The organism is Serratia fonticola (genome assembly GCF_001006005.1).
Classification (GTDB): domain Bacteria; phylum Pseudomonadota; class Gammaproteobacteria; order Enterobacterales; family Enterobacteriaceae; genus Chania; species Chania fonticola.
In genome coordinates, this window is sequence record NZ_CP011254.1 from 644,911 (window position 1) to 657,063 (window position 12,153).

The window sequence follows — 12,153 nt, forward strand, 5'->3', positions numbered from 1 at the left end:
ACTTTTTACCACCGTGCTACAAATCCAGGCCGCGCGGTTACTGCAGGAGACGTTGTGATGAAACCTACCACCCTGAGCCATTTACGCCAGTGGAAGCAGGAGCAGCGCAAGTTTGCGACTATTACCGCCTACGATGCCAGCTTTGCCCAGCTGTTTGAAGAACAAGGTATTAAAGTATTACTGGTCGGCGACTCGCTAGGGATGACGCTGCAAGGGCATGACTCAACGCTGCCGGTAACCGTGGCCGACGTGGCTTACCATACCCGCGCGGTACGCCGTGGGGCACCAGCCAGCCTGCTGTTGGCCGACCTGCCTTTCATGAGTTACGCCACGCCTGAGCTTGCCTGCCAAAGCGCGGCCGAGGTGATGCGCGCCGGGGCCAACATGGTCAAAATAGAAGGCGGCAGTTGGCTTTGCGAAACGGTGAAAATGCTCGCGGAGCGCGCCGTCCCCGTCTGCGGCCATCTTGGCCTCACGCCACAATCTGTCAACGTGTTTGGCGGCTACAAGGTACAGGGGCGTGACGAGTTGGCGGCCAAGCAACTGCTGATCGACGCCCAGAATCTGGAGCTGGCCGGTATGCAGCTGTTGGTGCTGGAGTGCGTACCAACCGAACTGGCCCGCCAGGTTACTGAAGCCTTGTCGATCCCGGTGATCGGTATTGGTGCCGGCAACGCTACCGATGGCCAGATCCTGGTGATGCATGACGCCTTGGGGATCACCGGCGGCCATACCCCTAAATTTGCCAAAAACTTTCTGGCGCAGGGCGGCGATATTCGCGGTGCCGTGCAGCTGTATATTCGGGAAGTCGAGCAAGGGATTTATCCCGACGAAGAGCACTCGTTCAACTGAGTGACCGGCCACGATTGATATACCCTATGGATTTCAAGTTGCAGCTAGGCGACAAGCTTACTCATCCCCAGGAGCTTACTTTTGGGTAAGTGACTGGGGTGAGTAAGTGCAGGTAACAACGCTGCAACTTGAAAGACGACGGGTATAGCTAACTAGCTTATCCCCTGGTACTTCAACACCGGGGGAGACACCGAGGAGTTATGGAATGGTAATTATCGAAACCCTGCCACTGCTGCGCCAACAGATCCGCCGCTGGCGGCAAGAGGGCAAACGCGTTGCGCTGGTGCCCACCATGGGCAATCTGCATGAGGGCCATATGACGCTGGTGGAAGAAGCCCGCGCCCGTGCCGACGTGGTAGTAGTGAGCATTTTCGTTAACCCGCTGCAGTTCGAACGTGCAGACGATCTGGAGCGCTATCCGCGCACCTTGCAGGAAGACTGTGAAAAGCTCAATCGCCGTAATGTCGAGTTGATCTTCGCCCCTGCCCCGGCAGAAATTTACCCCAAAGGGCTGGAAGAACACACCAGCGTCGACGTACCGGTGATCTCCACCATGTTGGAAGGCGCCAGCCGTCCTGGCCACTTCCGCGGTGTTTCCACCATCGTCAGCAAACTGTTCAATCTGATCCAACCGGATCTGGCCTGCTTTGGCGAGAAGGATTATCAGCAGTTGGCGTTGATCCGCAAGATGGTGGCGGATATGGGCTATGACATTGATATCGTTGGTGTACCAACGGTGCGGGCCAAAGACGGGCTGGCGCTTAGCTCCCGCAACGGCTATCTCACCGCAGAAGAACGCAAGATCGCGCCACAGTTGAGCAAAATCATGAACGCCCTGGCAGAGCAGCTCGGCAACGGCGAACGCCACATCGAAGAGTTGCTGGCGCAGACGGCCGAAAAACTGCGCGCAGCAGGTTTCACCCCAGACGAGCTGTTTATTCGCGATGCCGACACGCTGCAACCGCTGGGCGTAGAAAGCCGCCGGGCCGTGGTGCTGATGGCCGCCTGGTTGGGCAAAGCCCGCCTGATCGATAATCAACAGGTCGATCTGACACAGTAAGCCCTTTATTGTACAGTCGTTGCCGTTTTTACCCGGTTGGCGGTAGACTGGCCGGGTTTTCGGTGACGATAAATAGTGCAAGGAAGCAGTTCTTCTTCAGCCGCCTGAAAAGGCCGATATTCAGTTAGGTAACGCTATGATACGTACTATGTTGCAAGGCAAGCTGCATCGGGTGAAAGTGACTCAGGCTGACCTGCACTACGAAGGCTCCTGCGCCATTGACCAGGATTTTCTGGAAGCCGCCGGGATCCTGGAATATGAAGCGATCGATATTTACAACGTGGATAACGGCCAACGTTTCTCCACCTATGCCATCGCCGCCGAACGCGGTTCGCGCATTATTTCGGTCAACGGTGCGGCCGCCCGCTGTGCCTGTGTGGGTGACAAACTGATCATCTGTTCTTACGTGCAGATGAGCGATGCCGATGCCCGCCAGCACCACCCCAAAGTCGCCTACTTCGAAGGTGACAATCACTTGCAACGCAAGGCAAAAGCCGTCCCCGTTCAGGTTGCCTAAAAAATCGGGCGCTTTCTGCGCCCGTCTTCTCTCTATTCTGTTACCGTCACACCCGGCAATGCACCAGGCTTGTTGGCTATCCGCTCCGCCATGGTAGGGATGGAGTCGGTACGCAGGATATACAGCCGTTTCAAGGTATAAGGATTATCACCCGGTTTCACTTTGCCCTGCACCGTGGTCACGGCCAAATGCAGCCCGGCATCTTTTGCCGCCTGGATCGCCTTTTGGTTATAGCCACCAAATGGATAGGAAAGGTACAACACATGCGGGTTAAACTGCTCCAGCGCCCGTCTTGAGTGTTCAAAGTCGAATTCGATATTATGCAGTGAACGGCTAAGCAGGATCGGCCTACGGTTGCCATCGGTACGATGTAGGAAATGGGTGTGTGACTGGATATCAAACACATCCTGGATCGTTTTCAGCTCTGAAATGCTCATAAACTGCAGCGAATCCGGATTCCATTTCTGTGGGTGACGTTTGATACGCGAAGAGATGATAAACGCCGTAGCGCGGAAACCGTAATCCTTCAGTACCGGATACGCATAGCGATAAACCGACTTCAACCCGTCATCAAAAGTCAGCAGCACCACTTTGCCCGGCAGGTTGATTTGATTATTCAGGTAGGCTTCCAGCTGATACATCGAGATGGTGTCATAACCCGTCTGCTTCAAATAGGTCATCTGGTTGCTGAAGGCCACGTCCGAGGTGGTCGTCGAGGTATTGCGGAAACGTTTGTTCTCTTCGTTTTTCAGCAGGTGATGATAGGTCAGCACCGGAATGCCGTTGTCGACTTCGCAGTCCAACTCACTGACAAATCCCAGACGATCGCCGATATTGACCTCATACCAGGTGTTATTCAGCCGATCTTTCAGCTTGCCGATAATCGGATAGCGCAGGTTCTCTTCCAGTACGCCAAAGATTTCACTTTTATTATCCGCCGCCGTGTAGACGTTAATTGCGCGCTGGGTGATCAGATTCTGGTTGGTCAGCGGTTTGTTCAGATCTCCCAGATCGTCCTTCACCTTACGGGTTTTGCTGATGGTGCGAACGTCGTTTTTATCGATAAAGCCGGTGCCATTGCCAAACTTAAGCTCGTAATATTCCGCATCCGCCGGGAACATCTGGATCAGTTGCCCTTTTTTCACTTCACCGACCGGGATCACATGCTCACCGATCAACGAATAAACCTCGCTGTTACGCTGCACTTCCATGTATTGGGCTTGAATAGCACTGTCTTCTGACAGCAAATCCGCCAACGCCGCCGGTGCCAACAGCGACATAACAATGCCGAGTAGCCCTGCTGCTATCTTATGTTGAGGCTGCATGGTTTGTTCTGCTTACGAGTGCGTCATGAAAAAATGAAGAAAATGTGGAGCGCCAGCATAGCACGATTCGCCCTCACCCCAACCCTCTCCCACAGGGAGAGGGAGCTGTTAGCCCCTGCTCTTTTGGAAGTTAAGGGCTCATCTCAGCAAACTCGATCGCCCACTCATCCAAAGTGAGTCAGTCTGTGCTCATGAAGAATCACTACGCTTTCAGCCCAACTCGATCGGTCCCCTCTCACTAAAGGAGAGGGTTAGGGGGTGGGAAATGACATCAGGAACGCAAGCCGCGGCCACGCTCAATCAGATACCAGGCCAGCCCGTAGAACACCGCAATGAACGCTACCAGCACCAGCATGGTCAGCGCTAACGGCACGTCGGAAATGCCCAGGAAGCCGAAGCGAAAACCGCTGATCATGTAGACGATAGGGTTCAGTTTGGAGACCGCCTGCCAGAACGGCGGTAACAGCGTCAGCGAGTAAAATACCCCGCCCAGATAAGTCAGCGGCGTCAGCACAAAGGTCGGGATCAGGCTGATATCGTCGAACGTGTTGGCAAAGACGGCATTAAGCAAACCGCCTAGCGAGAACAGGATCGCCGTTAATAGCAGCGTCACCGCGATCACCCACCAGGAATGGACTACCAGGGGAACGAAGAACAGCGAGATCACCGTCACCAGGATCCCCACACAGATACCACGCGCTACGCCACCGCCAACATAACCGGCAATCACCACGTGCGTCGGCACCGGTGCCACCAGCAACTCTTCAATATTCCGCTGGAACTTGGCACTAAAGAAAGACGCCGCCACGTTAGCGTAGGAGTTAGTGATCACCGCCATCATGATCAGGCCCGGCACGATAAACTGCATATAATCAAAACCGTGCATCTCACCAATACGCGACCCAATCAGGTTGCCAAAGATGATGAAATACAGGGTCATGGTGATCACTGGCGGTACCAGCGTCTGGATCCAGATGCGGGCGAAGCGGTTGATCTCTTTGGCCCAGATGCTTTTCAAGGCCACCCAATACAAATGCATCATGCTTGTTCTCCATTGCCATTCACCAGGTTGACGAACAGCTCTTCCAGCCGGTTGGCCTTGTTACGCATACTCAGGACCTGGATCCCCTGTGCGCTCAGTTGGGTGAACAGACCGTTCAGACCTTGCTCACGCATCACTTCCACTTCCAGCGTAGAGGTGTCCGTCAAACGGCTGTGATAACCCTCAAGATGGGGCAATGGGCTTTTCGCCGCCAGATCGAGGATGAAGGTTTCGGACTTCAGCTTGGCCAACAGCCCCTTCATCGAGGTGTTTTCTACCAGCTCACCGTTCTGGATGATGCCGATATTGCGGCACAGCATTTCTGCCTCCTCCAGATAGTGCGTGGTCAGGATAATGGTGGTGCCCTGGGCGTTCAGCTCTTTGAGGAAGCCCCACATCGAGCGACGCAGCTCGATATCCACCCCAGCAGTCGGTTCGTCGAGGATCAGCAGTTTGGGCTGATGCATCAGCGCACGGGCAATCATCAGGCGGCGTTTCATCCCGCCAGACAGCATACGCGCCCGCTCGTTACGTTTACCCCAAAGATCGAGCTGATTGAGGTACTTTTCTGCCCGCGCCATCGCCTCGCGGCGTTCCACGCCATAATATCCCGCCTGGTTGACCACAATCTGCAGCACTGTTTCAAACGGGTTAAAGTTGAACTCCTGCGGCACCAGCCCGAGCTGACGCTTGGCGTTAACGATATCCTTATCGATATCGTAACCAAACACTCGCACCGTGCCCGCCGTCTTGTTGACCAGCGAACTGATAATGCCGATGGTGGTGGATTTCCCGGCGCCATTCGGCCCCAGCAGGGCATAAAAGTCCCCCGCCTCCACGTTCAGATTGATACCGCGCAATGCCTTGACGCCACCCGCGTAGGTTTTGGTCAGCTGCGCTATTTCCAGTGCATAATTCATAAGTTATGAGAGTACCTTGTGATGGAGTTGGCTGCCGAACTTGTCTAAGAGGGAGTTTATCATCAGCGGCCTTATTACCGAGTTGAATCCGTGCGAATTCCATAGGGCAGAAATTTGATCAACTGTTCCGATTTCCAAATTGTGACGCTTGCCATATATTACATCAACGCAATTCGTTCATAACAGGCCAATAACCGCCATGCAAGAAATCGAAAGGCTTATCGCCAATAACCAAGCCTGGTCCGCTAACATCAACAAGGAAGATCCCGGCTTTTTTGAACGTTTGGCTCAAGCGCAAAAACCGCGATTCTTGTGGATCGGCTGCTCAGACAGCCGCGTGCCTGCCGAACGCCTGACCGGCCTGGAGCCGGGTGAGCTGTTCGTTCACCGTAACGTCGCCAATCTGGTGATCCATACCGATTTGAACTGCCTGTCAGTGGTGCAGTATGCCGTCGACGTGCTGGAGGTGGAACATATCATTATCTGTGGTCACCTGGGCTGCGGTGGGGTAGAAGCGGCAGTAGAGAACCCGGAACTGGGGTTGATCAACAACTGGCTGCTGCACATTCGCGATCTGTGGTACAAGCACAGTTCCCTGCTCGGCGAGCTGGAGCCGGAACAACGTCTGGATGTGCTGTGCGAGATCAACGTCATTGAGCAGGTGTATAACCTGGGCCACTCAACCATCATGCAGTCTGCCTGGAAACGCGGCCAGAAAGTAATGATCCACGGTTGGGTATACGGGATCCAGGACGGTCGTCTGCACGATCTGGAAGTCACCGCCACCAGCCGTGAGAGCCTGGAGATGGGCTACCGCAAAGCGATAGCCACACTCAAGCAGGAGAAAGGCCTGTTCTAGCGCCTTATCGGGGTTCAGCGCCCTGCTGAACCCTGGCCGGATTATTCGTCCAGCATCACCACTTTGCCGATGTAAGGCAGATGGCGATAACGCTGGGCGTAATCGATGCCATAACCCACTACGAACTCGTCCGGGATCGGGAAGCCGACATATTCCACCGGTACTTCAACCTCACGGCGCTCAGGCTTGTCCAGCAGCGTACAAATCGCCAACGACTTCGGCCCACGCAATGCCAGGATCTCGCGCACCTTGTTCAGGGTGTTGCCGGAATCGATGATGTCTTCGACGATCAATACGTCTTTACCGCGGATGTCTTCATCCAGATCTTTGAGGATTTTCACGTCGCGGGTGGTAGACATGCCGCTGCCGTAGCTGGAAGCGGTCATAAAATCGACCTCATGCGGCACCTCAATAGTGCGGCACAGATCGGCCATAAACATGAAAGAACCACGCAGCAGCCCGACCAGCACCATATCGCTGCCGCTATCGCGGTAGTCTTCGGTGATCTGGCGGCCAAGTTCAGCAATACGGGTCTTAACTTCCTGCTCGGAAATCATTACTTCTACAGTGTGTTTCATAGTTTTCAGGTCAGTTGCCGGAAGAAGGGCGCAGAGTTTAGCATAGCTGGCGGGCGGTGGCGACGCGAGTGCGTCACCACTTTACAGGCTGCGGCGTGACAAGCCGCAGCCAGGGATAACTTATTCAGCTACGGTAAAGCCTAGCATCATCCCTGTATCTTCATGTTCCAGCAGATGGCAGTGGGCCATATAGGCCTGATCGGCACTGGCCAGATGATTGAAACGCACCAGCACTTCGCTGCGCCAACCTTCTACCAGCACCGTATCTTTCCAACCTGCCCGGTGGGCCGCCGGTGGCTTGCCGTTTTCCGACAGAATGCGGAACTGGGTGCCATGGATATGGAACGGGTGCAGCATCATGTCGCCTTCACCAGAGATGGTCCATTTCTCATATTTGCCCCGTTTAGCCTCAAACGCTGGCTTGTTCATATCGAAGGCTTTGCCATTGATGGTGTTGGCATGGCTGAAATCAAACGGCTTGCTGCCATGATCCATCTTGCTGTGGTCCATTCCCGCCATGTTACCGTGATCCATGCCTTGCATCTTGCTATGGTCCATACCAGCCATGTTGCCAGCGGCATTGCCGTGATCCATGCTCATCCCGGCCATTGCCTGGTGACCATAACGATCCATCAAAGCCTGCATCCCCAGCATATCCAGCTTAGGATCCATCATCAGCTGCAACCAGCGTTCCTGCACCCCGGCCAGCGATGGCAGCGCAGGCAATTTCACCAGGCTGTCCGGCATGGATTTCACGCCCAGTGCCAGCGATGGCTGAATATGCAATACCGGCAGCGGCTGGTCAAACGGGGCCAACGTCATACCCATTTGCTTCACCGGCAGGGTAACGATATCGAACGGCTTACCATCGGAGGCATCGACCAACACTTCAAAGCGCTCGCCCATCAGCATCGGCAGTTCGGTCAGCTTAACCGGTTCGCCCAGGAAGCCACCGTCACTGGCAATCACGTATAATGGCCGATTGTCGCTGGTGGAGAGGTTAAGCGAGCGGGCGTTACAGCCGTTCAGGAAACGCAGACGCAGCCAGCCGCGTGGCGCAATGTGTTGCGGATAGCTGGCACCGTTGGTGAACATACGGTCACCAAACCAGCCCACGGCCGCGCTCATGATGTCCAACTGATATTCGATTTGGCCGTCTTTGCCCAGGCGCTTATCTTGCAGGATCACGGGAATATCATCTGTTCCCCAGGTCTTCGGCAAGGGTAGCTGGCTGCTTTCGTCATCTTCCAACAGCACCAGTCCCCCCAGCCCCTTCATCACCTGCTCGCCGGTTTTGCCATGCGTATGGGGATGGAACCAGCAGGTAGACGCTGGCTGATCGGCAGTGAAACTCACCGTGCGGGTAGTACCAGGTTGGATCAAGGCTTGTGGACCACCGTCGACATTACCGGGGATCTCTAAACCGTGCCAGTGCACCGTGCTGGCCTCTGGCAGTTTATTACTGATATCCACCGTCACCGGCTTACTCCGTTGCAAACGGACCGCAGGGCCAAGCAACGCACCGTTGATCCCCCAGGTGCGGGTAGCCACGTTAGGCAACCAGTTCATCTCACCGGTTTGCAGCGCTAACGCGATCTTTCCTTGCGCATCTGGCGTCAAAATCGGTGGGATCGGCAAGGCTGGGCGATCGGCGGCCCAGGCGGCACGGCTCCATAATGGCAAGGCGCTTGCGGCACCTATTGCGGCGGTCAGTTTGATAAAATCACGGCGTAACATCGCTGGTTCCCTTTTCTCAGTGATCGAAAGCTTAAGGTCCGCAGCCTAAACCCTCCCCTTAGTGGAAGGTCAAGAACTACTATTAAGGAGTGTTAAGCCCGCATAATTAATTTGGTGCCTTTACAGCCAAGTGTGGTAACGTCAGCAGATATTGAACAGGTCTATTTCATGATGAAAAAAACAACGTTGTTAATGCTATTGCTGACTATGCTGGGCTTTTCCAATGCCAGCCTGGCGCTGAATGAATCCGAAGCGGAAGATCTTGCCGATCTGACCGCGGTGTTTGTCTATCTCAAAAACGACTGTGGCTATAATGATTTGCCTAACGCGCAAATCAAACGTGCCATCGTGTACTTCGCCCAGCAAAACCGTTGGGATTTGACTAACTATAATAGCTTTAATATGAAATCCCTGGGTGAAGACAGCTACCGCGATCTCAGCGGCATTGCTATTCCTACCCCCAATAAGTGCAAATCTCTGGCGCGCGACTCCTTGAGCCTTCTGGCCTACGCCAACTAACTTCCCCCTGCTTTCTCTCAGCCTTGCCAACGATAGCTGGCAGGGTTTGCTATCGCCTATCTGTTGCCCTGCCGACAATGCTGTAATTTGCCACACGGAGGGTTTATGATGTTGCGCTCATTTTTCATGGTTGTTATTACGGAGTAACCCGCACATGACCCAGAAAGAGATTTGGTATGAAACGCTGCATGCCAACTTTGGCCAGTACTTCTCAGTAGAGCAGGTACTTTACCGTGAGAAAACCGAACATCAGGATCTGGTGATCTTTGAAAACCCGGTGCTGGGCCGCGTGATGGCTCTCGATGGCGTGGTGCAGACCACCGAGCGCGATGAGTTTATCTATCACGAAATGATGACCCACGTGCCGCTGCTGGCCCATGGCCAGGCCAGGAAAGTGCTGATTATCGGCGGTGGCGACGGCGCTATGCTGCGTGAAGTCTGCCGTCATCAGGGCGTTGAACATATCACCATGGTTGAGATCGACGCGGGCGTGGTGGAGTTCTGCCGCCAATACTTACCGAATCACAACGCCGGGGCCTATGACGATCCCCGCTTCAAGCTGGTGATCGACGATGGCGTCAATTTCGTCAACCAGAGCGACGAAAAGTTCGACGTGATTATTTCTGACTGTACCGATCCGATCGGCCCCGGTGAAAGCCTGTTTACCTCGGCGTTCTATGAAGGTTGCGCACGCTGCCTCAACGAGGGCGGCATCTTCGTGGCCCAGAACGGCGTCTGCTTCCTGCAGCAGGACGAAGCGGTCAACAGCCACACCAAGCTCAGCCAGTATTTTAACGACGTCAGCTTCTATCAGGCAGCGATCCCGACCTATTACGGCGGCATCATGACCTTTGCCTGGGCCAGCCAGAACCCGGCCTTGCGCCAGCTGGATGTCACCACACTGCAACAACGCTTTCATCAAAGTGGCTTAGACTGCCGCTACTACAATCCGGCAATTCACGCTGGCAGCTTTGCCCTGCCGCAGTATTTGCTTAATGCACTGAACGTTTCACGTTAAGCGAGAAGATAGGGGCTAAAACTAATTGCAAAAGATTAAACTGCACGGCTTCAATAACCTGACCAAAAGCCTGAGTTTTTGTATTTACGATATTTGTTATGCCAAAACCGCAGACGATCGCGATGGCTATATCGCCTACATTGACGAACAGTACAATGCCAACCGCCTGACCGAGATCCTCAGTGAAACCTGCTCGATCATTGGCGCCAATATTCTCAACATCGCCCGCCAGGACTACGATCCACAAGGCGCCAGCGTCACCATCCTGATGAGCGAAGAGCCGGTCGATCCGAAAGACGTGGATACCTCTGAGCACCCAGGGCCGCTGCCAAAGACGGTGGTGGCACATCTGGATAAAAGCCATATCTGCGTCCACACCTATCCGGAAAGCCACCCAGAAGGCGGTCTGTGTACCTTCCGGGCCGATATTGAAGTCTCTACCTGCGGCGTGATTTCACCGCTCAAAGCGCTGAACTATCTGATCCATCAGTTGGAATCCGATATCGTCACCATGGACTATCGCGTACGTGGTTTCACCCGCGATGTCGACGGCGTGAAGCATTACATCGATCATGAGATCAATTCGATCCAGAACTTTATGTCCGAGGATATGAAGGCGCTGTACCACATGATGGATGTGAACGTGTATCAGGAGAACATCTTCCACACCAAGATGCTGCTGAAGGATTTCGATCTGAAGCACTATCTGTTCAACGCCAGGCCGGACGAACTGAGCGAGGCGGAGCGGAAAAGGATCACCGATCTGCTGTGGAAAGAGATGCAGGAGATCTACTACGGGCGCAATATTCCGCACCTGTGATAGTAGGCGGGCGCGGCATGCAGCGCCCCTACGCCACGAGCTCCGAGTTAAATTTGTAGGGGTCGAACATGTTCGACCCGATTAAACCCATTACGCGTATTCCACGAGCGGAGCATGCAAGCCCCCTGGTTGAGGTTACACCAGATGCAAGCCTGCGGGTAAATCCGCCAGTTGCTGCTGTGCGGTGGCAGGCAGCGCCTTATCGGTGACGATATCCGTCAGGCTGCCAAGCGGAGCCACACAAAATAATGAATAGGCAGCATATTTACTGCTGTCTGCCAACAGCACCCGCTGGCGGGCATTGGCCATCAGATCTTGCTTCAAACCCGCCTTCTCTTCGGTTGGGGTGGTAATACCGTTCTCAATACTCCACGAGTTACAACTGACAAATGCAATATCCGGGTAGATCCCACGCAACAACCTGCGCCCATGATCGCCGACGCAGGACTGGCTGCTGTCATCAATACGGCCACCAATGATGGTCACTTCGATCTGTTTAAATCCTGAGAGAAACAGTGCGATATGCAAATCGGCAGTGATCACCCGTAGCGGAAGGTGGGTCAAGTGCCGCGCCAGCTCCAGCATGGTGGTGCCTGCGTCCAGCACCACTGCGTCACCGGCTTTAACCATCGTGGCCGCATACAGGGCGATCGCCCGCTTCTCCTGCGGGTTACGCAGCTGCTTTTCGTTAGTGGTGGGCTGTGCGGGGATAAAACGGTTGAGGGCCACGCCACCATGGCTACGATTTATGATCCCCTGCTCATCCAGCTTGATAAGATCGCGCCGGATGGTGGCAGGAGAAGCATCGATAGCGCTGACCAATTGCTCAACGGTGACCAGATTATGAGCTTTCAGGTATTCCAGAATCTGGTCCTGGCGAGTTTGTGGCTTCATGACGTCCGTGAT

At 54.4% G+C, this 12,153-nt stretch carries 13 protein-coding genes; 7 read left to right on the plus strand and 6 right to left on the minus strand.

Features of this window, described 5'->3' with window-relative positions; all coding sequences use genetic code 11:
* Positions 1 to 57: 57 nt before the first annotated feature.
* The 3 genes from panB (at position 58) to panD (ending at position 2,429) form a co-directional block, all read left to right on the plus strand.
* Positions 58 to 852, plus strand: coding sequence for a 3-methyl-2-oxobutanoate hydroxymethyltransferase (panB, locus tag WN53_RS02745; protein WP_024484348.1), 795 nt, complete (start codon positions 58 to 60; stop codon positions 850 to 852).
* A 205-nt stretch (positions 853 to 1,057) separates the two neighbouring features.
* A complete protein-coding gene (gene panC, locus WN53_RS02750) occupies positions 1,058 to 1,912 on the plus strand; it encodes a pantoate--beta-alanine ligase (RefSeq protein ID WP_024484347.1) in 855 nt (284 codons plus the stop codon).
* 136 nt (positions 1,913 to 2,048) lie between these two features.
* The gene (gene panD / locus WN53_RS02755; RefSeq protein WP_024484346.1) at positions 2,049 to 2,429 is read left to right on the plus strand and encodes an aspartate 1-decarboxylase; all 381 of its coding nucleotides are present in this window, start codon (positions 2,049 to 2,051) and stop codon (positions 2,427 to 2,429) included.
* A 32-nt stretch (positions 2,430 to 2,461) separates the two neighbouring features.
* Here the strand turns inward: panD and WN53_RS02760 are convergent, their stop codons facing one another.
* The 3 genes from WN53_RS02760 to WN53_RS02770 all read right to left on the minus strand — a co-directional run bounded on the left by WN53_RS02760 (position 2,462) and on the right by WN53_RS02770 (position 5,716).
* Positions 2,462 to 3,754, minus strand: coding sequence for a polysaccharide deacetylase family protein (locus tag WN53_RS02760; protein ID WP_024484345.1), 1,293 nt, complete (start codon positions 3,752 to 3,754; stop codon positions 2,462 to 2,464).
* 271 nt (positions 3,755 to 4,025) lie between these two features.
* Complete coding sequence (locus WN53_RS02765; RefSeq protein WP_024484344.1) at positions 4,026 to 4,796, minus strand: ABC transporter permease; 771 nt, start codon at positions 4,794 to 4,796, stop codon at positions 4,026 to 4,028.
* Positions 4,793 to 5,716 (minus strand): ABC transporter ATP-binding protein, encoded by a 924-nt coding sequence (locus WN53_RS02770; RefSeq protein WP_024484343.1) that lies wholly within the window; start codon positions 5,714 to 5,716, stop codon positions 4,793 to 4,795. The genes WN53_RS02765 and WN53_RS02770 overlap by 4 nt, the downstream gene beginning before the upstream one ends.
* 199 nt (positions 5,717 to 5,915) lie before the next feature.
* On the opposite strand from WN53_RS02770, the gene can reads away from it, so the two are divergent.
* Complete coding sequence (can, locus tag WN53_RS02775; RefSeq protein ID WP_024484342.1) at positions 5,916 to 6,575, plus strand: carbonate dehydratase; 660 nt, start codon at positions 5,916 to 5,918, stop codon at positions 6,573 to 6,575.
* Between the two features lie 41 nt (positions 6,576 to 6,616).
* Here the strand turns inward: can and hpt are convergent, their stop codons facing one another.
* Positions 6,617 to 7,153, minus strand: a complete 537-nt coding sequence (hpt, locus tag WN53_RS02780; RefSeq protein ID WP_071681992.1) for a hypoxanthine phosphoribosyltransferase — start codon at positions 7,151 to 7,153, stop codon at positions 6,617 to 6,619.
* 120 nt (positions 7,154 to 7,273) lie between these two features.
* Positions 7,274 to 8,890, minus strand: a complete 1,617-nt coding sequence (gene cueO / locus WN53_RS02785) for a multicopper oxidase CueO (protein ID WP_024484341.1) — start codon at positions 8,888 to 8,890, stop codon at positions 7,274 to 7,276.
* Positions 8,891 to 9,061: 171 nt separating this feature from the next.
* On the opposite strand from cueO, the gene WN53_RS02790 reads away from it, so the two are divergent.
* The 3 genes from WN53_RS02790 to speD all read left to right on the plus strand — a co-directional run bounded on the left by WN53_RS02790 (position 9,062) and on the right by speD (position 11,247).
* Positions 9,062 to 9,409: a YacC family pilotin-like protein gene (locus tag WN53_RS02790; RefSeq protein ID WP_037375824.1), complete on the plus strand. Its 348-nt coding sequence runs from the start codon at positions 9,062 to 9,064 to the stop codon at positions 9,407 to 9,409.
* Between the two features lie 154 nt (positions 9,410 to 9,563).
* On the plus strand, positions 9,564 to 10,427 hold the full coding sequence (gene speE, locus WN53_RS02795; protein WP_024484339.1) for a polyamine aminopropyltransferase: 864 nt from the start codon (positions 9,564 to 9,566) through the stop codon (positions 10,425 to 10,427).
* Positions 10,428 to 10,452: 25 nt separating this feature from the next.
* Positions 10,453 to 11,247 carry an adenosylmethionine decarboxylase gene (speD, locus tag WN53_RS02800; RefSeq protein ID WP_024484338.1) on the plus strand — a complete coding sequence of 265 codons (795 nt, stop codon included), beginning with the start codon at positions 10,453 to 10,455 and terminating at the stop codon, positions 11,245 to 11,247.
* A 135-nt stretch (positions 11,248 to 11,382) separates the two neighbouring features.
* Here speD and WN53_RS02805 read toward each other — a convergent pair whose 3' ends face one another.
* The gene (locus tag WN53_RS02805; RefSeq protein ID WP_024484337.1) at positions 11,383 to 12,141 is read right to left on the minus strand and encodes a DeoR/GlpR family DNA-binding transcription regulator; all 759 of its coding nucleotides are present in this window, start codon (positions 12,139 to 12,141) and stop codon (positions 11,383 to 11,385) included.
* Positions 12,142 to 12,153: the final 12 nt, after the last annotated feature.

Excerpts from the sequence above, each read along its gene's own strand:
- cueO (WP_024484341.1), bottom strand. The coding sequence starts at position 8,890 with ATGTTACGCCGTGATTTTATCAAACTGACCGCCGCAATAGGTGCCGCA.
- WN53_RS02765 (WP_024484344.1), bottom strand. The coding sequence starts at position 4,796 with ATGATGCATTTGTATTGGGTGGCCTTGAAAAGCATCTGGGCCAAAGAG.
- WN53_RS02790 (WP_037375824.1), top strand. The coding sequence starts at position 9,062 with ATGAAAAAAACAACGTTGTTAATGCTATTGCTGACTATGCTGGGCTTT.
- panC (WP_024484347.1), top strand. The coding sequence starts at position 1,058 with ATGGTAATTATCGAAACCCTGCCACTGCTGCGCCAACAGATCCGCCGC.
- WN53_RS02770 (WP_024484343.1), bottom strand. The coding sequence starts at position 5,716 with ATGAATTATGCACTGGAAATAGCGCAGCTGACCAAAACCTACGCGGGT.
- hpt (WP_071681992.1), bottom strand. The coding sequence starts at position 7,153 with ATGAAACACACTGTAGAAGTAATGATTTCCGAGCAGGAAGTTAAGACC.
- panB (WP_024484348.1), top strand. The coding sequence starts at position 58 with ATGAAACCTACCACCCTGAGCCATTTACGCCAGTGGAAGCAGGAGCAG.
- WN53_RS02805 (WP_024484337.1), bottom strand. The coding sequence starts at position 12,141 with ATGAAGCCACAAACTCGCCAGGACCAGATTCTGGAATACCTGAAAGCT.
- WN53_RS02760 (WP_024484345.1), bottom strand. The coding sequence starts at position 3,754 with ATGCAGCCTCAACATAAGATAGCAGCAGGGCTACTCGGCATTGTTATG.
- speE (WP_024484339.1), top strand. The coding sequence starts at position 9,564 with ATGACCCAGAAAGAGATTTGGTATGAAACGCTGCATGCCAACTTTGGC.
- can (WP_024484342.1), top strand. The coding sequence starts at position 5,916 with ATGCAAGAAATCGAAAGGCTTATCGCCAATAACCAAGCCTGGTCCGCT.
- panD (WP_024484346.1), top strand. The coding sequence starts at position 2,049 with ATGATACGTACTATGTTGCAAGGCAAGCTGCATCGGGTGAAAGTGACT.